Origin of the sequence: Actinomadura formosensis (assembly GCF_050948385.1) — a bacterium.
Taxonomy (GTDB): domain Bacteria; phylum Actinomycetota; class Actinomycetes; order Streptosporangiales; family Streptosporangiaceae; genus Spirillospora; species Spirillospora formosensis.
Map to the genome: position 1 here is coordinate 2453772 of NZ_CP192011.1, position 22324 is coordinate 2476095.

Annotated in this window: 21 protein-coding genes; 14 read left to right on the forward strand and 7 right to left on the reverse strand. The window is 72.0% G+C overall.

The window, feature by feature from the left end; genetic code table 11:
- Nucleotides 1–4: 4 nt before the first annotated feature.
- From hflX to ACQP1N_RS11625, 3 genes are all read left to right on the forward strand, one after another.
- Nucleotides 5–1441 carry a GTPase HflX gene (hflX, locus tag ACQP1N_RS11615; RefSeq protein ID WP_433231083.1) on the forward strand — a complete coding sequence of 479 codons (1437 nt, stop codon included), beginning with the start codon at nt 5–7 and terminating at the stop codon, nt 1439–1441.
- Nucleotides 1442–1896: 455 nt separating this feature from the next.
- The gene (gene hutI / locus ACQP1N_RS11620) at nt 1897–3111 is read left to right on the forward strand and encodes an imidazolonepropionase (protein ID WP_067791941.1); all 1215 of its coding nucleotides are present in this window, start codon (nt 1897–1899) and stop codon (nt 3109–3111) included.
- A 51-nt stretch (nt 3112–3162) separates the two neighbouring features.
- Nucleotides 3163–4008 (forward strand): DegV family protein, encoded by an 846-nt coding sequence (locus tag ACQP1N_RS11625; RefSeq protein WP_067791938.1) that lies wholly within the window; start codon nt 3163–3165, stop codon nt 4006–4008.
- A gap of 12 nt (nt 4009–4020) precedes the next feature.
- On the opposite strand, the gene ACQP1N_RS11630 is transcribed toward ACQP1N_RS11625, so the two are convergent.
- Nucleotides 4021–4773: a helix-turn-helix domain-containing protein gene (locus ACQP1N_RS11630; protein ID WP_433231086.1), complete on the reverse strand. Its 753-nt coding sequence runs from the start codon at nt 4771–4773 to the stop codon at nt 4021–4023.
- A gap of 67 nt (nt 4774–4840) precedes the next feature.
- Here ACQP1N_RS11630 and ACQP1N_RS11635 point away from each other — a divergent pair, with 67 nt between their 5' ends.
- The 5 genes from ACQP1N_RS11635 to ACQP1N_RS11655 all read left to right on the forward strand — a co-directional run bounded on the left by ACQP1N_RS11635 (nt 4841) and on the right by ACQP1N_RS11655 (nt 11351).
- Nucleotides 4841–6151: an MFS transporter gene (locus tag ACQP1N_RS11635; protein WP_433231088.1), complete on the forward strand. Its 1311-nt coding sequence runs from the start codon at nt 4841–4843 to the stop codon at nt 6149–6151.
- Nucleotides 6152–6218: 67 nt separating this feature from the next.
- The gene (locus tag ACQP1N_RS11640) at nt 6219–6923 is read left to right on the forward strand and encodes a ComEA family DNA-binding protein (protein WP_084262280.1); all 705 of its coding nucleotides are present in this window, start codon (nt 6219–6221) and stop codon (nt 6921–6923) included.
- Nucleotides 6920–9202: a ComEC/Rec2 family competence protein gene (locus tag ACQP1N_RS11645; protein WP_433231090.1), complete on the forward strand. Its 2283-nt coding sequence runs from the start codon at nt 6920–6922 to the stop codon at nt 9200–9202. The genes ACQP1N_RS11640 and ACQP1N_RS11645 overlap by 4 nt, the downstream gene beginning before the upstream one ends.
- A 20-nt stretch (nt 9203–9222) precedes the next feature.
- Nucleotides 9223–10230 (forward strand): DNA polymerase III subunit delta, encoded by a 1008-nt coding sequence (holA, locus tag ACQP1N_RS11650; protein ID WP_433231092.1) that lies wholly within the window; start codon nt 9223–9225, stop codon nt 10228–10230.
- A 158-nt stretch (nt 10231–10388) separates the two neighbouring features.
- Complete coding sequence (locus ACQP1N_RS11655; RefSeq protein WP_433231095.1) at nt 10389–11351, forward strand: DUF5954 family protein; 963 nt, start codon at nt 10389–10391, stop codon at nt 11349–11351.
- A 28-nt stretch (nt 11352–11379) separates the two neighbouring features.
- Here ACQP1N_RS11655 and ACQP1N_RS11660 read toward each other — a convergent pair whose 3' ends face one another.
- The 3 genes from ACQP1N_RS11660 to rpsT form a co-directional block, all read right to left on the reverse strand.
- A complete protein-coding gene (locus ACQP1N_RS11660; RefSeq protein ID WP_067791930.1) occupies nt 11380–11796 on the reverse strand; it encodes an SRPBCC family protein in 417 nt (138 codons plus the stop codon).
- A 216-nt stretch (nt 11797–12012) separates the two neighbouring features.
- Nucleotides 12013–12555 carry an RNA 2'-phosphotransferase gene (locus tag ACQP1N_RS11665; RefSeq protein ID WP_433231097.1) on the reverse strand — a complete coding sequence of 181 codons (543 nt, stop codon included), beginning with the start codon at nt 12553–12555 and terminating at the stop codon, nt 12013–12015.
- Between the two features lie 46 nt (nt 12556–12601).
- Nucleotides 12602–12871, reverse strand: a complete 270-nt coding sequence (gene rpsT, locus ACQP1N_RS11670; protein ID WP_433231100.1) for a 30S ribosomal protein S20 — start codon at nt 12869–12871, stop codon at nt 12602–12604.
- Nucleotides 12872–13074: 203 nt separating this feature from the next.
- Between rpsT and lepA the strand changes: the two genes are divergently transcribed.
- The gene (gene lepA, locus ACQP1N_RS11675; RefSeq protein ID WP_067791925.1) at nt 13075–14949 is read left to right on the forward strand and encodes a translation elongation factor 4; all 1875 of its coding nucleotides are present in this window, start codon (nt 13075–13077) and stop codon (nt 14947–14949) included.
- 3 nt (nt 14950–14952) lie between these two features.
- Here lepA and ACQP1N_RS11680 read toward each other — a convergent pair whose 3' ends face one another.
- Nucleotides 14953–15249 carry a DUF4870 domain-containing protein gene (locus ACQP1N_RS11680; protein WP_067791921.1) on the reverse strand — a complete coding sequence of 99 codons (297 nt, stop codon included), beginning with the start codon at nt 15247–15249 and terminating at the stop codon, nt 14953–14955.
- Nucleotides 15250–15636: 387 nt separating this feature from the next.
- A complete protein-coding gene (locus ACQP1N_RS11685; protein ID WP_433231102.1) occupies nt 15637–16509 on the reverse strand; it encodes a hypothetical protein in 873 nt (290 codons plus the stop codon).
- A gap of 150 nt (nt 16510–16659) precedes the next feature.
- Between ACQP1N_RS11685 and ACQP1N_RS11690 the strand changes: the two genes are divergently transcribed.
- On the forward strand, nt 16660–17100 hold the full coding sequence (locus ACQP1N_RS11690) for a hypothetical protein (protein ID WP_067791914.1): 441 nt from the start codon (nt 16660–16662) through the stop codon (nt 17098–17100).
- 30 nt (nt 17101–17130) lie between these two features.
- A complete protein-coding gene (hemW, locus tag ACQP1N_RS11695; protein ID WP_067791912.1) occupies nt 17131–18339 on the forward strand; it encodes a radical SAM family heme chaperone HemW in 1209 nt (402 codons plus the stop codon).
- On the opposite strand, the gene ACQP1N_RS11700 is transcribed toward hemW, so the two are convergent.
- Entirely contained in the window at nt 18336–19151 is an 816-nt protein-coding gene (locus tag ACQP1N_RS11700; protein ID WP_433231105.1) for a DUF3097 domain-containing protein, read from the reverse strand. The genes hemW and ACQP1N_RS11700 overlap by 4 nt on opposite strands.
- Before the next feature lie 202 nt (nt 19152–19353).
- Between ACQP1N_RS11700 and hrcA the strand changes: the two genes are divergently transcribed.
- The 3 genes from hrcA to ACQP1N_RS11715 all read left to right on the forward strand — a co-directional run bounded on the left by hrcA (nt 19354) and on the right by ACQP1N_RS11715 (nt 22299).
- On the forward strand, nt 19354–20367 hold the full coding sequence (hrcA, locus tag ACQP1N_RS11705) for a heat-inducible transcriptional repressor HrcA (RefSeq protein ID WP_067791907.1): 1014 nt from the start codon (nt 19354–19356) through the stop codon (nt 20365–20367).
- Nucleotide 20368: 1 nt separating this feature from the next.
- A complete protein-coding gene (gene dnaJ / locus ACQP1N_RS11710; protein WP_067791905.1) occupies nt 20369–21502 on the forward strand; it encodes a molecular chaperone DnaJ in 1134 nt (377 codons plus the stop codon).
- A gap of 65 nt (nt 21503–21567) precedes the next feature.
- Complete coding sequence (locus tag ACQP1N_RS11715; protein WP_067791903.1) at nt 21568–22299, forward strand: 16S rRNA (uracil(1498)-N(3))-methyltransferase; 732 nt, start codon at nt 21568–21570, stop codon at nt 22297–22299.
- The last annotated feature ends 25 nt before the right edge of the window (nt 22300–22324 follow it).

Genomic DNA, 22324 nt, shown 5'->3' on the forward strand with positions numbered 1-22324 from the left:
ACATATGACTCAACCTTTCTCTGCAGACCAGACCCAGGACCAAGACGAGTTCGAGTACGAGCCCATGACGGGCGAGCTCGACCTGGAGGACCGCCGGGCACTGCGCCGCGTCGCGGGCCTTTCCACCGAGCTGACCGATGTCACCGAGGTCGAGTACCGCGCCCTGCGGCTGGAGCGGGTCGTCCTCGTGGGCGTCTGGACGGACGGCACGGCCGCGGAGGCCGAGAACTCCCTGCGCGAGCTGGCGCTGCTCGCCGAGACCGCGGGCTCGCAGGTGCTCGACGGGCTCATCCAGCGCCGGTCCCGTCCCGACCCGGCCACCTACATCGGCTCCGGCAAGGCCGCGGAGCTGCGCGACATCGTGATCGCCACCGGCGCCGACACCGTCATCTGCGACGGCGAGCTGGCCCCGAGCCAGCTGCGGCACCTGGAGGAGACCGTCCAGGTCAAGGTCATCGACCGGACCGCGCTGATCCTCGACATCTTCGCCCAGCACGCCAAGAGCCGCGAGGGCAAGGCGCAGGTCGAGCTCGCGCAGCTCGACTACCTGCTGCCGCGGCTGCGCGGCTGGGGCGGCAACCTGTCCCGGCAGGTCGGCGGGCGCGCCGCGGGCGGCGTCGGCATCGGCGGACGCGGCCCCGGCGAGACCAAGATCGAGCTGGACCGGCGGCGGATCCGCACCCGGATGGCCAGGCTGCGCCGGCAGATCGCCGAGATGTCCAAGGCGCGCGACACCAAACGCGGCGAGCGGCGCCGCCACCGGGTGCCCGCCGTCGCCATCGCCGGCTACACCAACGCGGGCAAGTCGTCCCTGCTCAACCGGCTCACCGGTGCCGGGGTGCTGGTGGAGAACGCGCTGTTCGCCACCCTCGACCCCACCGTCCGGCGCGCCGAGACGCCCGGCGGGCGCGCCTACACCCTGGCCGACACGGTCGGGTTCGTCCGGCATCTGCCGCACCAGCTCGTCGAGGCGTTCCGGTCGACGTTGGAGGAGGTCACCGACGCCGGGCTGATCCTGCACGTCGTGGATGGGTCCGACGCCGACCCCGAGGCGCAGATCGACGCCGTCCGCGAGGTGCTGCGCGAGATCGGCGCCGACGAGATCCCCGAGATCATCGTCATCAACAAGGCCGACGCCGCCGACGAGCTCGCGATCGCGCGGCTGCAGCGCCGCGAGCCGCACAACGTCGTCGTGTCCGCCCGCACCGGGTTCGGCATCGAGGAGCTGCGCGCCGCCATCGAGGCCGACCTGCCCGGACTGGAGAACGAACTCCACGTCCTCGTGCCCTACGAGCGCGGCGACCTCGTCGCGCAGGCGCACGAGCGCGGTGAGGTGATCAAGCAGGAGCACGTCGCCGAGGGCACCGTCCTGCACGTGCGTGTGCCGGCCGACCTCGCGGGTGAGCTTTCCCGATACGAGACCGTCTCTCCGGTGGCCTGAACCCGCCCCGCCGGGTCCCACGCGGGACCCCGCGGGTTCGGGGCGCCTTCTGCAAATTTTTTTCGACCGTCTGGAGGCGGTCGAAAAAAACAACCTGATCGCCGAACGGTGACAGCTTGCCCGATCCGCTTGACGACCCGGTTGAAATCCGTACGGTCTGTAGAGCTAGGGGCGGGGTGATTGCTGTCGATGAGCTGCGATCAAAGGTTGTCGTACGGGCCTTCGGTGCACTACCGTGACGAAACCGATACCTCCGGTCTCGTTGCCCATGGCGGCCGTCCGGCCGCCCGGCCCTCCAACGGCGGGTCGCCGGCATACGGCCGGTGTTTCGGATCGAGAGCAGGTGGCCATGACAGGTCCGAACACCGGCGCGAGGGCCGGCGGCCCCATCCCGCGCCCCGCGGCGCTCGGTACCGCGCTGCGGCGCGCCTGGCTCCCCCCAGGTCGGTGACCCCATGACGGTACGGCTGTTGACGAACATCGGCAGGCTCTGGACGGGCACCGACGTCTGCAGCAACGCCGCGGTGCTCATCCACGACGACCGGATCGTCTGGGCCGGGCCCGCGTCCGATCTCCCGGAGAGCGTCCCCGGCGTCATCGACGACATCGTCGACGTCGACCACGTCGAGAACCTCGGCGGCGGGCTCGTCACCCCGGGGCTCATCGACGCGCACTCCCACCCCGTCTACGCGGGCAACCGCTGGGCCGAACTCGCCATGCGCACCAGCGGGTCGTCCCACTCGGCCATCACCGCGGCGGGCGGCGGCGTCAACTCCACCGTGACCGTCACCCGGGGAACCGACCCCTGGACGCTCTGCAACGGCGTCCGCGAACGGCTCCGCCAGTGGATTCTCGCCGGGACCACCACGGTCGAGGCCAAGACCGGCTACCACCTCACCCGCGACGGTGAACTCGCCGACATCCGGATGCTGCGGTCGCTGGAAGGCGAGCCGTCCATGCCGCGCATCCACGCGACGTTCCTCGCCGCGCACATCCTGCCGCCGGAGTTCTTCGGCCGCCGCCGCGACTACATCGAGGCCGTCCGGCTGTGGGCGGGCGACGCCGCCGTGGCGGGTGCCGACTCGATCGACGTCTACTGCGACGAGGGCCACTTCACCGCCGAAGAGGCCCGCGCCCTCCTGCTCACCGGCAAGCGCGCCGGGCTCAAGGCCCGCATGCACGCCTGCGCCAACGAGCGCGTCGGCGCGGCGCAGGTCGCCGCCGAGGTGGGCTGCGCGTCCGCCGACCTGCTGACGCAGGCCAACGACGACGACATCAAGGCCCTCGCCCACGCCGGGGTCACCGCCACCGTCTGCCCCGGCAGCGCCCTCAACAGCAGCCGGCCGCCGGCACCCGTCCGGCAGATGCTCGACCGCGGCGTCACCGTCGCGCTCGGCACCGACCACAACCCCGGTCAGTGCGGCATCACGTCCATGCCGCTCGTCATCGGGCTGGCCGTCGCGATGTTCGGGCTGAGCGTGACCGAGGCCCTGCGCGCCGCCACCCTGGGCGGGGCAGCGGCCCTGCGGGTCGGTGACCGCGGTTCCCTCGCGCCCGGGATGCTCGCCGACATCGTCCTGTGGGACGCCGACCACGAGGGCGCGTTCGCGTGGGCGTTCGGGCTGCGGGCGCTGCGCATCTGGCGCGGCGGCGTACCCGTCCAGCCCTGACGCGCCCGGCCCGCGGCGGGTAAAGCGGGCAATACGGGTAATGTCCCCATCATGGGGAGTGCGGTCGCGGTCGTCACGGATTCCACCGCCTACCTTCCCCCCGGGCTCGCCGAACGCCACGGGCTGACCGTCGTCCCGCTGCAGATCGCCGTGGGCGGCACCACCCGGGATGAAGGCGACATCAGCACCGCCGAGGCCGCACAGGCGCTGAAGGAATGGCGTCCCATCACCACGTCCCGGCCCGCGCCCGAACGCTTCACCCGCGCCTACGAGGCCGCTGCCTCCGCCGGTGCCCGCAGCATCGTCTCCGTCCACCTGTCGGCGGCCCTGTCCGGGACGGTGGAGGCCGCACGCCTCGCGGCGGACGCCGCGCCCGTGCCCGTAACGGTCATCGACAGCGGAACCATCGGCATGGGGCTCGGGTTCGCCGCGCTCTCCGCCGCGGCCACCGTGATGTCCGGCGGCACCGCAGAGGAGGCCGCATCCGCCGCCTCACGCCGAGCGGAGCTCACCCGGTCGCTCATCTATGTCGACACCCTGGAGCATCTGCGGCGAGGCGGCCGGATCGGTGCCGCGGCCACCCTCCTCGGTTCCGCCCTCATGGTGAAGCCTCTCCTGGACATCACCGACGGACGGATAGCGCCGCTGGAGAAAGTCCGCACCTCCTCGCGCGCGCTCGCCCGGCTGGAGGAACTCGCCGCCGCCGAGGCCGGCGACCGCCGGGTGGACCTGGGCGTCCAGCATCTGTTCGCCCCGGCCCGCGCGGAGACCCTGGCCGCCCGGCTGCGCGCACGCATCCCGCACGTCGAGGACGTCTACGTCGGCGAGGTGGGCCCGGTCATCGGCGCCCACGTCGGCCCCGGCATGCTCGGTGTGGTGGTGGCGCCGCGACTCTGACCGCCCGCCGGGCTACCGGGAGGCGAGAAGGCGGCGGAGGGCGGTCGGAGGATGGCCCGTCTCCTCCTTGATCGTCCGGGTCAGGTGGGCGTGGTCGGCGAAACCGAGATCGCCGGCGAGACCCGCCAGGTCGCGTTCGCCCTGTTCGATGCGGTCGAGTGCGCGGCCGACCCGGATCCGGTTCCGGAAGCGGGTGACGGACATGCCGGTCTCCCGGCGGAACGTCCGGCTCAGGTGGGACGGCGAGACCTCCAGGAGCCGGGCCAGCGGGACGAGCGCCGCCGCTTGCGGATGGTCGCTGACGATGGCCTCGCGGGCTTCGTCGACCAGGGCGCGGCGGATGCGGCCGGTGTCGTCCAAAGCCAGGTGGACGAGAAGCCCCAGCAGCCGTTCGGCTGTCTCGTAGCCCACGTCGGGGCCGGCTCGCAGCAGGAGCCGGTGGGCGACGTCCGCGCGCGCGCCGACCCTGACCATCCCGGCCGATCCCCGCCACAGACCGGGGGAGAGCGTGATGGCGGTGCACACGTCACCGCCCGCCGGATGCGCGAACCGGCCCTCCCCGCCCGGAGCCTCCGCATACCCCATCGTGGGGTCGATCACGGCGCGGCCGTGGCGAGAACGCATGCGGAACCGTCCCACCCGTACGAGGACGATCCGGTGAGCGGTGAACGACTCCGGCTCCGACCAGCCGGGCCGGTGATCGGTGCAACGCACCGTGTGGACGGCGAAGTCCTCCGTCACGGCCACGGCCGTCGACTCGCGCATGGCCGCCATCGTACGCAGATCAAATATCTTCAAGCGCCGTTACGGGCTGGGCGCGCACACTCGCCGAATGGTCAGGCGATGGCTGCTGGTGGTCCTGCTCACGGGCCAGACGATGGTTTCCATGGACGGCTCCATCGTGGCGGTGGCGCTGCCCAATATCGCGGCGGGGCTGCACTCGTCCGGGGCATTGCTGCAACTCGTCACGGGCGGATACATCTTCGCCTTGGCCGTACTGGTCGTCACGGGGGCACGCCTAGGCGACAAGCACGGCTACCGCAAGATGTTCTTCTTCGGGCTGTTCGGCTTCACCGCCGCGTCCCTGGCCTGCGGACTTGCGCCGACCGGTGCCGTGCTCGTCGCCGCGAGGGTCATTCAGGGAGCGTCGGCCGCGCTGCTGCTGCCCCAGGTGCTCTCGCTCATCCAACTGGCCTTCGACGGCCCTGCCAGGGCACGTGCACTCGGCCTCTACTCGATGGTTCTGGCGCTAGGGGTGGCCCTGGGACAGGTCGCGGGAGGCGTCATCGTGACCTTGGGAGGCAGTTGGCGTCCCATCTTCCTGGTCAACGTCCCCATCGGCGCCCTGCTCCTTGCCATAGGACCCCGAGTGATGCCCCCAGAACCTACGAGGGCAACGCGCCTGGATCTCCCCGGCGTGGCCCTGCTCTCTTGCGGAATGGCCGCGTTCGTGGTGCCGCTGGTGCTGGGCAGGGAACAGCACTGGCCGCTCTGGACGTGGCCGTCCCTGGCGGCAGGCTGTGTTCTTCTCGCGGTCTTCCGCGTCCATGAACTGAGGGTCACGTCGCCGCTTCTGGATCTGTCGGTGTTGCGGCGGCCTGCCGTCCGTCCCGGCCTGTTCGCGGCCTGTGCGGTGATGGGCGCCTACACCGGATTCCTGTTCCCGCTCGCGCTCTACCTACAGGACGTTCTCGGCTTCTCGCCGCTTCATGCCGGGTTGACGTTCGTCCCGTACACGGTGGGTTTCGCTACGGCGGGCCTGGGCTGGACGCACCTGCCGGCGCGCATGCGGCCCGCTCTCCCGCCCGCCGGACTCCTCTCCTTCGCGGTCGCGGCCTCGGCCTTGGGTCTTGCGGCGGGAGACGGATGGCCGACACTCCTGTCCGTCCCGCTGCTGTTCATCTCCGGCGCGGGCCATGCCGCGGGCTTCAGCCCCCTCGTGGACCGGGTAACGGGCTCGGTGGGCCCCGACCAGGCATCGTCGGTCTCCGCGCTGACCAACACCGGGACACTGCTGGCGAACGTCCTCGCGATCGCCGTCTTCGGTGGCGTCTACCTCTCAGGGCCGGGCACGCTGTCCCACGTCACGGCGCTCATCGCGGCCCTGCTCGTCCTCGCCGCCGTGGCCGCCGGGCGCCGCTGACCGGGAGTTGTCCACAATTGCGCAACCCGGCGCGGCCCCCCGCGGGCTCTCCTTACCGTCAGGCGGCATGAGACCCGACCCGCAGGACCGGCTGCACACCCTCATGGGCCGGCTGAAGCCGCCCACCGCTCCCGACGCGCCCCCGGCGGCCCGCTTACGTGCGATGCCGGAGAAATCCCACGTCCGCACCCTCGTCCTCATCGGCGTGGTCGCCGCCCTGGTCGCGGCCGGCTACCTCTGGCTCGCGCGCCCGAGACCCGATGACCGGGCGGTCCCCGCCGCGAGCGCCTCCCTCACCGACCCGCGGCCGGCCGTGTCCGTGAGCCCGGCGGCGGCCTCCTCCCCGGTGGTCGTCCACGTTCTCGGCAAGGTCGAGCATCCGGGCGTGATCACGCTCCCGTCCGGCTCCCGGGTCGCCGAGGCCATCAAGGCCGCCGGCGGTGTCCGCCCGGGAGCGAAGACCGGCACCCTCAACCTCGCCCGCACGCTCGTGGACGGCGAACAGATCCCGGTCGGCGTCCCCCGGCCGACCCCGCCACCGGGAGCCGCCCCCTCCGCCGGCCCGTCCGGAGCGCCCGGCACTCCGCTCGACCTGAACACCGCCACCCCGGACCAGCTCGACGACCTCCCCGGCGTGGGCCCCGTCCTGGCCCAGCGCATCGTCGACTACCGCGCCCAGCACGGCGGGTTCCGCTCGATCGACCAGCTCCAGGAGGTCAACGGCATAGGCGCCCGCCGCTTCGCCGATCTGAAACCCATGGTCCGCGTATGACCCACGACATCCGCCTGCTGATCCCCGCCATCGCCACCTGGGTGGCGGCCGCAACGACCATGGGCCTCCCCCCGAAACTCACCTACGCCCTGGCGGCAACGGCGGCCCTGGCGTCCCTCTGCCTGCTGATCCCGCGCTCCCGCACAGCGCACCCCGGCGGGACGGGCGGGCGGGTCGTCATCGGGGTCGTGCTGGCGTGCGCGGCGGCGTCGGCGTGCGGGGTGGCGCTCCGGGCGACCGCCGTCGGCGGCGGGCCGGTGCGGGACCTCGCCCGCGCCGGACGGCCGGCCGCGGCGGAGGCGGTGGTGACCGAAGACCCGCGGGCCACCCCCGGCCATGGCCGCCGGATGGTCGTCCTCCGGGCCCGGATCGAGGCGGTGCGGCGGGCCAAGGTCCGCGTTCCGGTGCTGCTCATCGCGGGCGACCCCCGCTGGCTTCGCCTCCTTCCCAGCCAGCGGGTACGGCTGCGGGGCCGGTTCACGACCCCCGAGGGCGCCGGCCTGCTGGCCGCGGTCGTGATCGTGCGCGGGCCGCCCACCGTCCTCGGCACGCCGTCCCCGGTGCAGCGCGCCGCCGAGCATGTACGTGCCAGACTGCGGGCGGCGGTGGACCGGCTCCCGCCGGATCGGCGCGGTGTCCTGCCGGGCATGGTCGTCGGCGACACCTCGCGCATCGACCCCGCGCTGGCGGAGCACTTCCGCACCGCGGGCCTCACCCACCTCCTGGTGGTCTCCGGCGCGAACCTCGCGATCGTCGTCGGCGCCGTTCTGGGGCTGTGCCGCCTCGCCGGTCTCGGGCCCCGCCGGGCCCCGCCCTTCGCCGTGCTCGCGGTGTTCGGATTCGTCATCGTCGCGCGGCCGGAACCGAGCGTCCTGCGGGCGGCGGTCATGGGGTCGATCGGCCTGCTGGCCCTGGTCACCGGCCGGGAACGCCAGGGGCTTCCCGCGCTGGCCGCCGCCGTCCTGCTCCTCGTCCTGATCGATCCGGAACTCTCGCGCTCGTACGGGTTCGCGCTCTCGGTCCTGGCCACGGCCGGGCTGCTGGTCCTGGCCCCGCCGTGGCGGGAACGGCTCGGCCGGTGGCTGCCCGGCCCGATCGCCGGCGCCCTCGCCGTCTCGGCCGCCGCCGAGGTCGCCGTGGCACCCGTGCTCGTGACGCTCTCCGGCGAGGTGGGCGTCGTCTCCGTGTTCGCGAACCTGCTGGCCGCCCCCGCCGTCGCCCCCGCCACCCTCCTCGGCGCCCTCGGGGCCGTGACCGCGCCCGTCTCGCTGCCCGCCGCCCGGCTGATCGTGTGGCCCGCCGGCCTCGCCGCCGGCTGGATCATCTGGGTCGCCCGCACCGCCGCGAAACTGCCCTACGCGACGATCCCCTGGGCCGGCGGCGGGCTCGGCGCCGTGACGCTGCTGGCGGCGGGCGGAGCCGCCGTCCTGATCCTGCGCAGTGGCCGCCTGCGTCTCATCGCCGCCGCGGCCATGACCGGTGTCCTCATCGCGGTCGTCGCCATGCGCGCGATGTCCCCCGGCTGGCCGCCGCCCGGCTGGCAGATGGTCGCCTGCGACGTCGGCCAGGGCGACGCCCTCGCGCTGTCCGCAGGCCCCGGCCAGGCCGTCGTGGTGGACACGGGCCCGGACCCCGCCCCGGTCGACCGCTGCTTGCGGCGGCTCGGGGTGAGGGACGTCCCGCTCCTCGTCCTGACCCACCCGCACGCCGACCACATCAACGGCACGTCAGGTGTCAGACACGGCCGTACGGTCCGCCAGGTGCTGACCACGCCCCTCACCTCCGGCCGCGAGGCCCGCTACACATCCGGCATCCCCATCGGTCCCGCTGAGCCGGGCCGGCAATGGCGCATAGGCGAGTTGACGCTTTCGGTCCTGGCCCCACCCGGCAACGGCCCGACCCTCTCGGCCCAGGACGACGGCACAACGGTCAACAACGCGAGTGTGGTCCTCCTCGCCCGCAAGCCCGGATTCAGTGCACTCCTGGCGGGCGACATCGAAGCGGACGCACAGCGAGCCCTGGAATCGGCCGTCCCCCGCGTCCAGGTTCTGAAGATCCCCCATCACGGCTCCCGCAGCCAGGACCCGCGCTTCCTGGCCGCCGCTCACGCGGCCGTTTCCCTGATCTCGGTCGGCGAGCACAACGACTACGGCCACCCTTCCCCGGCGACCCTCAACCTCCTCAGCCGCCTCCACACCCGGATCTACCGCACCGACCGGGAAGGAGACATAGCCATAGTCCGCACCGCAACCGCCGTAACAGTGGTCTCTCGCCACTGACCGAGCGCGAGAACCGCCGGATGGCACGGGGCGAGGGACGGGCGTGGCATGCTGCTGGGGTGTCGGTTGAGCCCATCATCTTGATCATCGGTGACGAAGAGCTGCTCGTGGAGCGGGCCATCGCCGATGTCGTCGCGTCCGTGCGGGCGAAGGATCCCGATGCCGAGGTGACCGACCTCGCGCCGGGCGGGCTGGAACCCGGGCGGATCTCGGAGCTGACGTCGCCGTCGCTGTTCGGAGGCGGGAAGGTGCTGGTGCTCCGGTCGGCGCAGGATCTCGGGAAGGACCTGACGGCCGAGGTGCTCAGGTACGCCGGGAACCCGGCGGACGAGGTGGTGCTGGTCGCCGTCCACTCCGGCGGGGCCAGAGGGAAGGCGCTGGTGGAGGGGCTGACCAGGCTCAAGGCGCGCAAGATCTCGTGCCCGAAGGTCACCAAGGTGGGGGAGCGGGTCGATTTCGTGCGGGCCGAGATCCGCCGGGCGGGCGGGAAGATCTCGGCGGACGGGGCGCGCGGTCTGCTCGACGCGGTGGGCAACGACCTGCGGGAGCTGGCGGCGGCCTGCAGCCAGCTGGTCGCCGACACCGGCGGGAAGATCGACGACGCGGCCGTCGCCCGCTACTACCGGGGACGCGCCGAGGTCAGCGGGTTCACGGTGGCGGACAAGGCCGTCGAGGGGCAGCTCGCCGAGGCCCTGGAGCAGCTCCGCTGGGCCCTCGCGACGGGTGTGGCGCCGGTTCTGATCGTCAGCGCGCTCGCCCAGGGGGTGCGGGGGCTGGCGAAGGTCGGCGGGGCGCCGCGGGGTGCGCGTGGCGCGGCGCTGGCGAAGGAGCTGGGCATGCCGCCGTGGAAGATCGACCGGGTGCAGAAGCAACTGCGCGGCTGGTCCGGCGACGGGGTCGCGCGGGCGCTGAGCGCGATCACCGAGGCGGACGAAGCGGTCAAGGGGGGTGCCGCCGATCCGGCGTACGCGCTGGAGAGGGCGGTCGCCCAGATCGTCGCCGCTCGGGGCCGGCACCCCGCGCCGTAGGTGCCGCACCGCGCGCCGGTGACGGGCTCGCGGGTGATCTCGGCGGTGAGGGGTGCGTTCTCGGGCGCTTCGGACATATCGCGCCGGTGAGGGTGATTCACGGCGGGTAATCTCACGAATCGTATGCGGGTGGATCGATTCTGTGACGATGATGGGGCATGAGCTTCCCATTGATGCAGGGGTACGACCGCATCGAGATGGTCGCCGACCTCGATCCGGTGGCGGCGGTGCGGGACCGGGAACTCGGCGAGCGGATGCGGGACTACCCGAAACTCTTCCCGGCCGGGTCGCCCGACTTCGGGTTCGCGATCCAGAGCGGGACGCGCTGGCGCATCGGGTCCGTCGGGGCGTCCAACCCGGAGGAAGGGCGGCGGAGCCTGGCCGCCCATCTGCGCCGGACGGTGACCGAACGCGAGCCCGCCCCGGAACTCGCCCGCGCGATGACGGCCGCCGCCGACCGGCTGGATCCCGAGGAGGGCGAGCAGCTCGCCAAGGACGAGTGGGAGATCGGTGACCGGCGCTACCGGGTGATCCGGATCGAGAAGTTCACCCTGGTGGGCGGTGGTGCGATGGAGCCTCCCCGGTCCACCGACACCGATCCGGCCGGGGCTCCGACGCTGCTTCGCGGCCACCCCATCGATCCGCTGGCGCCGGCCGGGCACTGGGAGACGCAGTTGAGGCTGAACCTCCTCGGGCACCGGCCCCACCCCGGTACCGTCCCGGACATCGTCCAGACCGAGGCCGACCATGCGATCCGCACGCACCCGGGCGTGCTCCTGCTGCCGCCGACCTTCATCGTGGTGGAGATCGAGGACGGTGCCTGGAAGCCCCTCACCGGGGGAGAGGGCCCCGATGTGGCGCGCCATCACCTGGCCTGCCACTTCACCGAACTGCTGCCCCTGCTCCGCGAGTTCCAGGGAGATCCGGCCTCGGCGGAGGAACTCGCCGGGTGGGCGCGGGCGGCGGAGGAGATCAGGGCCACGGACGGCCACGAGTTCGCCACCATGGGACGCGTGTTCCGCACGGTGCGGGTCTCGCGGATGATGCGGATCGGCCGGGACGGTCCCGAGGGGCCGCGGCCGTCCGACCAGGAACGCTACGGGAGGGCCGCCGCCCAGTAGGCCGCGGCTGCGCGGGCATGGGGAGAACCTAGCGTTCGGCTTTGGCCTTCAGGCCGTTGGCCTCCATGGTCACGTAGCGGCGGGTCAGGCGGCCCGTGAGGAGGGAGACCAGGGGAACCAGGGGGCCTTTCTGGTCGACGCTGAGGCGGACGGTGACCGTTCCGCCGGGCCTGGGGACGATGTCGTGGCCGCCGGTCGTGGTGACGCCGGGGGAGCGGGATTCCCAGGTGAAGCTCTTGCCCTCCTCGAACGCGGTGACCGTCCAGACGGCGGCGGGAAGCTTCGGCTGGTGGACGCGGGCCCGGCTGGAGAGGGTGAACGGTTCGTCGAGGATTTCGACGCGCTCGATGGAGGCCGTCATCTCGGGCCAGCGTTCAACGTCTTTCAGGAGGGCCCAGACGGTGTCCGGAGCGGCGTCGATGTCGACGGATACCTCGAAATGCACGATGTGCCCCTCACGGCGGTGCGGACGGCGGTCGGGAGGCCGGCCACCGGGGAACGTCAGCGAGGCCCCGCGGGCGGAGAGCGTAGCGGGGACGCCGGCAGGCCGATGATCTCGCAGGCCGCCAGGCCGGGAGGCAGGGGGTGGCCGTTCACGCCGGCGGGGCCGCCGCGCGGGGATGCGAAGTGCGGCACATGCCCGATCGGGCCGCCGCCGAGGTCATTCGCGGATATATTCCGGCGGCACGAAGCCGGCCAGCCACACGCCGTTCGCGCTGACCCGGAACTCGTGCCCGTCCGCGGCCATCCGCCCCGCTTCGACGGCGAGGACGACGGGCTTCCCGCGGCGGGCGCCGACGCGCCGGACCGTTTCGCGGTCGGGGGAGAGATGCACGGCGTGCCGCCCCATCGGCAGCAGGCCGTCGCGCAGGATCGGCTCCACGGAACGGCGGACGGTGCCGTGGTAGAGGAACTGCGGCGGGGACGCCGAAGGCAGGTTCAGCTCGACCGGGACCGAATGCCCCTGGGCGGCCCGGATCCGGTTCCCGTCCAGCTCGAAGCGCTTCTTGTCGTTCACGTTCACCACGTGCTCCAGTTCGGAGCGGGTGAGCGCGAAACCGTGCCGGGAACACGCCGCGAGCAGTTCGGTGACGTCCACCCAGCCTTCGGCGGAAAGGGTGAGGCCGATCCGCTCGGGGCGGTGCCGCAGATGCCTGGCGAGATACTTCGAGATCTTCACCACGCGGCGTTCGTCCATGGACATGCGTCGGGGCCGGCGCCCGAAACGGCCGGCCCCGGGCGTGCGGCTCTTACTTGGCCTGCAGCGTGGCGGCGCGCTTGGCGATCGCCGACTTGCGGTTCGCGGCCTGGTTCTTGTGGATGACGCCCTTGCTGACGGCCTTGTCCAGCTTGCGTGCCGCGTTGTGCTGCGCCGCGACGGCGTCGTCGACGTTGCCGGCCTCGGCGGCCTCGCGGAACTTGCGGATCGCCGTCTTCAGCTCGGACTTGACGGCCTTGTTGCGCAGGCGGGCCTTCTCGTTCTGCTTGTTGCGCTTGATCTGGGACTTGATGTTAGCCACGTCGTAGTGCCTCAGCTTGGTTGCGATCCTTGCCTGCTCACGCGCAGGCTCTGACGAATGTCTGAACGGGGGCGGACGGTGCCCCGGGGCACGACGCTACGCCACACGCAGTCGCACAGCCTACCAATCACCGGAGCCCGTCCCAAACTGGGCCGTGCGCGGAGCATCGCGTCCAGCATGGGACTATGGAAGCACCTCTGTCCATGCCCGCCAGTGAGTTTTGCGAACGGACCCCGGTGCCAGCACCCGAGCCTGACAAGACCGATCCCGCGATCATCCGCAACTTCTGCATCATCGCGCACATCGACCATGGCAAGTCGACCCTCGCGGACCGGATGCTGCAGCTGACGGGGGTGGTCGAGGAGCGCCAGATGCGCGCCCAGTACCTCGACCGCATGGACATCGAGCGTGAGCGCGGCATCACGATCAAGAGCCAGGCCGTCCGGCTGCCGTGGACGTCCGGCGGCGTCGACCACGTCCTCAACCTGATCGACACCCCGGGGCACGTCGACTTCTCCTACGAGGTGTCGCGGTCGCTGGCGGCGTGCGAGGGCGCGGTCCTGCTGGTGGACGCGGCGCAGGGCATCGAGGCGCAGACGCTCGCGAACCTGTACCTGGCCCTTGAGGCCGACCTGCACCTGATCCCGGTGCTGAACAAGATCGACCTGCCCGCGGCGCAGCCGGACAAGTACGCCGAGGAACTGGCCGGGATCATCGGCTGCGACCCGTCGGACGTGCTGCGCGTGTCGGGCAAGACGGGCGAGGGCGTCCGCGAGCTGCTCGACAAGATCGTGGCGGAGGTGCCGGCGCCGGTCGGCGACCCGGACGGCCCCGCCCGCGCGCTGATCTTCGACTCGGTGTACGACACCTACCGGGGCGTCGTCACCTATGTCCGGATCATGGACGGACGGCTGTCCCGCCGCGAGAAGAGCCTGATGATGTCGACCGGGGCGGCGCACGAGACCCTGGAGGTCGGGGTGATCTCCCCGGAGCCGAAGCCCGTGCACGGTCTCGGCGTCGGCGAGGTCGGCTACCTGATCACCGGGGTGAAGGACGTCCGGCAGGCGCGGGTCGGCGACACCGTGACCGGCGCGTCCCGTCCGGCGCCCGAGTCGCTCGGCGGCTACCGCGACCCGAAGCCGATGGTGTTCTCCGGCCTGTACCCGGTGGACGGCGACCAGTACCCGGAACTGCGCGACGCGCTCGACAAGCTGCGGCTGAACGACGCCGCGCTGGTCTACGAGCCGGAGACGTCGGCGGCGCTCGGGTTCGGGTTCCGCTGCGGCTTCCTCGGCCTGCTGCACATGGAGATCGTCCGGGAGCGGCTGGAGCGCGAGTTCGACCTCTCGCTGATCTCCACCGCGCCGAACGTCGTCTACCGCGTGGTGATGGAGGACGGGACGGAGCACACCGTCACCAACCCCAGCGAGTTCCCCGAGGGCAAGATCGGCGCGGTGTACGAGCCGGTGGTGAGGGCGACGCTGCTGAGCCCGTCCGAGCACATCGGCGCGATCATGGAGCTGTGCCAGGGCCGCCGCGGCGTGCTGCTCGGCATGGACTACCTGTCGGAGGACCGTGTCGAGATCCGCTACACGCTGCCGCTCGCCGAGATCATCTTCGACTTCTTCGACCAGCTGAAGTCGCGGACGCGCGGCTACGCGTCGCTCGACTACGAGCCCAGCGGCGAGCAGGAGGCCGACCTGGTGAAGGTCGACATCCTGCTGCAGGGCGAGTCGGTGGACGCGTTCAGCCAGATCGTCCACCGCGACAAGTCCCGCGAGTACGGGCTGATGATGACGGCCAAGCTCAAGGAGCTCATTCCCCGGCAGCAGTACGAGGTGCCCATCCAGGCGGCGATCGGCGCCCGGATCATCGCCCGTGAGAACATCCGCGCCATCCGCAAGGACGTCCTCGCCAAGTGCTACGGCGGTGACATCTCCCGCAAGCGCAAGCTGCTGGAGAAGCAGAAGGAGGGCAAGAGGCGGATGAAGACCATCGGGCGGGTGGACGTCCCGCAGGAGGCCTTCGTCGCCGCCCTCTCCACCGGTGGCGGCGACACAGACAAGGGCAAGAAGTAGCGGCTACTTCAGCAGGGGCCAGGCGACGACGGCCGGGACGCGGCGGAACTCGCCGCGGTTGGCTGCCCGGCCCGCGAAGACGAGGAAGACCATCACGGCGGCCGTGAACAGGACCGGCACCCAGATGAAGGCCTCGACGGCCAGGGACAGCAGGCCGCCGACGATCCACACGGCGGTGGCGGCGATGCCCATGTTGAGGCCCTGCGCGGCGTGCCGCCGGACGAACGGCGACCGGGCCTTGCCCAGGTAGACGATGGCCGGAGCGATGACGCCGACGAGGAACTGCCCCACGTACGCCATCAGCGACCACGTCTTGTCGTCGTCACTGACGGGGCCGTAGTGACCGGGTATCTGGACGGTGCCCCCACCCTGCTGGGGCTGGGGCTGCTGCCAAGCCGCATTGTGCTGTTGCTGCTGAGGCTGCGGGGATTGCTGCCAGGCATTGTTACCGGGCTGCTGCCAGGGGGTCTGCTGGGGCTGCTGCCAGGCGGAGCCAGGCTGTCCCTGGCCGGGCGACGGGGGAGGCCCGTAGGCCATGGCGGACGTCCTCTCCTTAGTTCGCTACGCGTTCGGTATGCGAGTCATTGCGCGAAGTGTACGACTCTTAGGACGCGCCAGGAGTTCGGACGGGTTCCGTTCCACCGCCCGGCCCGTGGCCGTTTCGCGCCACCGGCCGGGGAGCGCGCGTCAAAGGATCCGGAGCGCGCCGAGCGCGGCCGGCGGCTGCAGCGACACGGCCGTGAACCGGTCCGCCTCACCGGGCCGGTAGAGGGTGAGGCCCGACGCCGCGAGCCGGACCGTCCTGCCCCGCGTGACGATCTCGTGGCCCAGTTCGCGCAGCAGCGCGGTCACGTCGCCGGCGGGCTGGTCGAGCAGGTCGATGCCGTCCAGCCGGAAACGCAGCTCCGGGTTGCCGCTCCAGCCGGGCGCCCGTGTCCCGCAGATCTCGGCGAGCCGCTCCACGCCGTCCTCACCCCGGTCGGTGGACAGCGCCAGGGTCCCGCGCCCCACCCGGACGCTGCGGTGATCGGCCCAGCCGCACAGGAACGACGACTTCGGCGGAGGGGTGCCGCAGCGCTCGGCGATCGTGGTGAGGGTCGTCCACGCGTCCGGGGCGTGCGTGGAGAACAGCAGATTCGCCTGGGGCAGCAGCGCTCCGCGGCCCGGTTCCAGCGTGATGACGAACGGGGCGACCCGGCCCGGGAACCGCGCGGGGTCGGCCTCCTTGAGTGTGACGAGACCCTCCCACGCGACGGGCTCGTCCACCGCGAACCAGGTGATCACGGCCTCGGCCCCGAACTCCCGGAACGCCGCGTCGGTCAGCCGCTGGCCGACCGATTCGCGCAGCCCCTCGGCCGTCTCGGCGAGCCTGCGCCGCCACCACGGCGGCTCGGGGTCGGCCCGGCCGCCGGTCGACCAGCGGGTTCCCGCGCCGGGCAGATCCGAACGCCGCTCGCCGCCCGCGCCGTCGACCACCACGCAGTGCCAGCCGTCCGGCTCGCCCTGCAGCAGCACCCGCGCCGGCGCCCGGTCCTGCTCGGCCGCACCCTCGTCCACCATCCCGATGACTTTATCCACCCAAGAGGTCCGGCACGCCTCATTCCGCCCGCGCGGCGGACGGGTCCATTACGACACGGCGGGGTTGCTCGACCTGGGCGCGTATGTCGGTACGGTCGAACCAGCGGCCTGACCCGACCTCCCGGAGGTAGCGTGACCGACCCCGAGCAGGTTCTGCGTTCCGCGAAGGAGCGGGAAACGGTGAACGACGCCGTCCGCGCGCTGCGCTCCGCCGCCCCGGAGGGCTGGGAGCTGCTCGAGTTCGAGTTCCGCGCGACGGTCGGCATCGACAGCGCCTCGCTCGAGGTCGAGGACGCGGGCGGCGGGCGCCGCGCGGTCATCCCGCCGGGGCAGGCCATCGGGAAGATGGACGAGTTGCGCCGCGTCATGTACCGCGGCGGCAAGGGCGCGTGGTTCACCGCCCGCCTGCGGGTCGAGCGCTCGGGCCGGTTCAGCGCCGAGTTCGACTACGACGGGGAACCCGATTTCACCCCGCCCCTGACCCCGTCCGCCTACGCCCAGGACCTCGACCGCTTCCCCCGCTCGGACGCCCACATCCCCGACTGGCTCCGCGTCAAGCTCGGCGAGGTCTGAGCAGGGAGCCGGGCGGGGCAGACTTGAGGGGTGCCCTCGACTCTTCCTGACGGTGACCCCGTACCGGCGGACGGTGCGCTGCCCCGCACCGCCCTGGACGGGCTGGGAACGCGGCCGTTCGCGTTCTACGTCCATGTGCCCTTCTGCGTGACGCGGTGCGGGTACTGCGACTTCAACACCTACACGGCGACGGAGCTCGGCCCGGGGGCGGGCCGTGACTCCTACGCCGACACCGCCATCAGCGAGGTGCGGATGGCCCGGCGCGTCCTCGGAGACGTGGACCTGCCAGTCGAGACGGTCTTCGTGGGCGGCGGTACACCGACACTGCTCCCCCCGGACGACCTGGGCCGCGTCCTGGCCGCCATTGACGCCGAGTTCGGGCTCGCCCAAGGCGTGGAGGTCACCACGGAGGCCAACCCCGAGTCGGTGGACGAGGCATACGTGGCCAAGCTCCGAGAGGCCGGGTTCACCCGGATCTCGTACGGTATGCAGAGCGCGCGCGAGCACGTCTTGGCCGTCCTGGAACGCACCCATACGCCGGGACGCATCCCGCAAGTCGTCGAATGGACGCGCAAGGCGGGGTTCGAGCACATCAATCTGGACCTCATCTACGGCACGCCCGGCGAATCCGACGACGACTGGAGAGCCTCCCTGGAGGCGGCCCTGAGCGCCGAGCCCGATCATGTATCGGCCTATGCGCTCATCGTCGAAGAGGGCACCCGCCTGGCCGCCCAAGTGAAACGCGGCGAACTCACGGCCCCCGACGACGACGCCATGGCCGACCGCTACCTCATCGCCGACGAGATGCTGGGCGCCCACGGCCTCCACTGGTACGAGATCTCCAATTGGGCGACCGACCCCACGGCCGCCTGCCGCCACAACATGCTCTATTGGACGGGTGCCGACTGGTGGGGTGTCGGCCCCGGTGCGCACAGCCACGTCGGCGGAACACGCTGGTGGAACGTCAAGCACCCCGCCGCCTACGCCGCCCGCCTCGCAGAGGGCACCACCCCTGCCTACGCCAGGGAGGTCCTCACCGGGGAGGACCGCCACATCGAACGCGTCATGCTCGAACTACGCCTGGCCCAGGGCTGCCCCACCACCCTCCTGGACGACAGGGCGGCCCGCACCGCGATAGCCGACGGCTTCCTGGAACCGGCTCCCTACGAACACGGCCGCGCCGTCCTGACCCTCCAGGGCCGTCTCCTGGCCGACGCCGTAACCCGCGCCCTCACCTAGGCCGTGGTCACGAAATCGATGAGTTCCTCCACCCGGCCCAGCAGGGCGGGTTCCAGGTCGGTGTAGGTGCTGACGGAGTTCAGGATGCGTTTCCAGGCGGCGCCCGTGTCGTCGCCCCAGCCGAGTTCGGCGATGACGCCCTCCTTCCAGGGGACGCCGCGCGGGATGCGGGGCCAGGCGCGGATGCCGACGGCCGCGGGCTTGACCGCTTCCCAGATGTCGATGAAGGGGTGGCCGGTGACCAGGACGTACGGGGACGACACCTGCGCGGCGATCCGGGACTCCTTGGAGCCGTCCACCAGGTGGTCGACGAGGACGCCGAGGCGGCGGTTCTCGTCCGGGGCGAACTCCTCGACGATGGCGGGCAGGTCGTCCACGCCTTCGAGGTACTCCACGACGATGCCCTCGACCCGCAGGTCGTGGCCCCAGATCTTCTCGACCAGCTCGGCGTCGTGGACGCCCTCCACATAGATGCGGCTCTCCTTCGCCACGCGGGCGCGCAGGCCCCGCACGGCGATCGAGCCGGACGCCGAGCGGGCCGGTCCCCTGGGCGAGGCCTGCGGGCGGACGAGCGTGACCGTCCTGCCGTCGATCAGGAAGCCCGACTTGGTCAGGGGGAAGACGCGGCGCTTGCCGAACCGGTCCTCCAGGGTGACGCCGAACTTGTCGCAGCCGACCACGGCACCGCAGAAACCGCTGTCGGGATCCTCCGCGACCAGCCCGGGTTCGGCCGGGATCTCCGGAATCTGGCCCTTGCGGGGCCTGCGCCAGTCGCCGGCCAGCACGTCGTTTCCGTAGTTGTCACTGCGCACGGGTCCGCACATTAACCCGGCGGGACGGCTGCGCGGGGTCGTCCCTCGTCCCTCGGCGTGGCGCCGGTGTCCGATGCGGATAGGATCGCGCAGCCGTGCGGGGAGTGCGGGGGCACTCCGATGAGGGGCTTCGGGGCCGTACAATTGGCACTCTAGAGTAAGGAGTGCCAGCGGTAGGGGTCGGGACGAAGGAGGTGACGCCGTGCTGGACGACCGGAAACTCGCGGTCCTGCGCGCCATCGTCGAGGACTACGTCTCCACCAACGAGCCGGTGGGCTCCAAGGCCCTGGCGGACCGGCACAATCTCGGGGTGTCGCCCGCGACGATCCGCAACGACATGGCGGTGCTGGAGGAGCAGGGCTACATCGCCCAGCCGCACACCAGTGCCGGGCGCGTCCCCACCGACAAGGGCTACCGGCTGTTCGTCGACAGGCTGTCCACGATCAAGCCGCTGTCGGTCGCCGAGCGCCGTGCGATCGAGACGTTCCTGTCCGGCGCCTACGACCTCGACGACGTCGTCGGCCGCACGGTGCGGCTGCTCGCGCAGCTCACCCGGCAGGTCGCCGTCGTGCAGTACCCGTCGCTGACCCGCTCGTCGGTGCGGCACGTCGAGCTGGTCCCGGTCGCCGAGGGACGGCTGCTGCTCGTCCTGATCACCGACACCGGGCGGGTGGAGCAGCGGGTCATCGAGACGCCCGGCAGCGTCTGCGAGGAATCGATCGGGCATCTGCGGGCGTTGCTCAACACATGCCTGGACGGGCTCGGCCTCGGCGATGTGCCGGCCGCCGTCGCCGACCTCCCCGAGAGGGTGGGGCCGGACGACCGGCCGGTTGCGGCCGCGGTGCTGTCCGTCCTGCTGGAGACGCTCGTCGAGAAGCACGAGGAGAAGATCGTTTTCGCCGGCGCGGCCAACCTCGCCGCCGTGGACTTCTCGCAGAGCCTGCGGGAGGTGCTGGTGGCGCTGGAGGAACAGGTGGTCCTCATGAGGCTGCTCGGCGAGACCGGGGACTCCTCTACAGTTACGGTGCGGATCGGCACCGAGAACCCCGATCTGGGGCTCCGATCGACCTCGGTCGTCGCCGCGGACTACGGGGTGGGCGACCTCACCTTGGCCCGGCTGGGAGTGCTCGGGCCTACACGCATGGATTACCCCAGCACGATGGGAGCGGTACGGGCAGTGGCACGCTACGTGGGACAGATCCTGGCGGGGTCGTAAGGTGGCGAACGACTACTACGCGACCCTGGGCGTCCGGCGCGACGCCAGCGCCGACGAGGTGAAGAAGGCCTACCGCCGGCTTGCGCGGGAACTCCACCCGGACGTCAACCCGGATCCGGAGACCCAGGAGAAGTTCAAGGAGATCACCCAGGCGTACGAGGTGCTCTCCGACCCCAAGAAGCGCGAGATGTACGACCTCGGCGCGGACCCGTTCGCCTCCGGGGCCGGCGCGGGCGCCGGCGGGTTCGGCGGTGCCGGGTTCCCGTTCAGCGACATCATGGACGCCTTCTTCGGGACGGCGACATCCCGCGGCCCCCGGTCGCGGGCGCGGCGCGGCCGGAACGCGACGCTGCGGGTCGAGCTCGACCTGAGCGAGACGGCGTTCGGCACGACCCGCGAGCTGTCCATCGACACCGCGGTCGCCTGCGCCACCTGCGAGGGGTCGGGCTGCGCGCCCGGCACCCACCCGGAGACGTGCGAGACGTGCCACGGGCGCGGCGAGGTGCAGCAGGTGCAGCGCTCGTTCCTCGGTCAGGTCATGACGGCGCGGCCGTGCCCGGCGTGCGGCGGGTTCGGCTCGGTGATCCGCAACCCGTGCACCGAGTGCTCCGGCGACGGCCGGGTCCGCACCCGGCGGACCGTCAAGGTCAAGATCCCGGCCGGGGTGGAGAACGGCATCCACATCCAGCTCGCCGGCGAGGGCGAGGTCGGGCCGGGCGGCGGCCCGCCCGGCGACCTGTTCCTGGAGATCGTGGAGAAGCCGCACGCGATCTTCGAGCGGGAGGGCGACGACCTGCACTGCACGGTCGAGATCCCGATGACCGCGGCGGCACTCGGCACCAGCGTCACGATCGAGACGCTGGACGCGGCCGAGGCCGTCGACATCAAGCCCGGCACGCAGTCGGGGCAGGTCATCACGCTCTACAACCGGGGCGTCCGGCACCTCAACGAGAGCGGTCGCGGCGACCTGATGATCCACGTGAACGTGGAGACGCCGACCCGGCTGGACGAGGAGCAGGAGGAGCTGCTGCGCCGTCTCGCGGCGCTGCGCGGCGAGGAGCGTCCGCCCGGTAAGTTCGCCCCCGGGCAGCGGGGCGTGTTCTCCCGCCTCAAGGACGTGTTCAACCAGCACTGAAGCGCCGTGGCGGCGGCCTACCAGGAGGGCCGCCGCGGCGAGCATGGTGACCAGGGAGGACGCCCATGAGCCCGCCGGTGTTCCTCGCCGCGACGGACGCGCTGGAACGCGGTTCCGTCGTTCTGGACGGGCCCGAGGGGCGGCACGCCGCGGCCGTGCGGCGGCTGCGGCCCGGGGAGCGCGTCGATCTGACCGACGGCGCGGGCCTGCTGGCCGAGTGCGTCGTCACCGCCGTCGACCGCGCGTCCCTCACGCTGGATGTGCTGGACCGGCACCGTCAGCCCCCGCCGTCGCCGCGTCTCGTGGTCGTCCAGGCCCTCCCGAAGGGCGACCGGGGTGAGCTGGCCGTCGAGACGATGACCGAGGCCGGCGTGGACGAGATCGTCCCGTGGGCGGCGGAGCGCTGCATCACCCGATGGCGCCCGGACCGCCGTGCGAAGGCACTCGGACGCTGGCGTGCGACCGCGCGGGAGGCGGGAAAACAGGCGCGGCGCAGCCGGCTGCCCGAAGTAGCGGACCTCGCGTCCACCGAGGACATCGCCGGAAGGGTCTCCGCCGCGTCCCTGGCCCTGATCCTGCACGAGGAGGCGGAGTCGCCGCTGAGCACGGTGAAGCCGCCCGCGGAGGGCGACATCGTCCTCGTCGTCGGTCCCGAGGGCGGGATCAGCGAAGCCGAACTGGAGCGGTTCTCGGCGGCCGGCGGGCGCCCCACCAGGCTCGGCCCGACCGTCCTGCGCACGTCGACGGCCGGGGTGGCGGCGGTGAGCGTGCTGCTGGCCGCCACCGGCCGCTGGTAGCCGCCGCGCGTCAGGGCACGGCCCC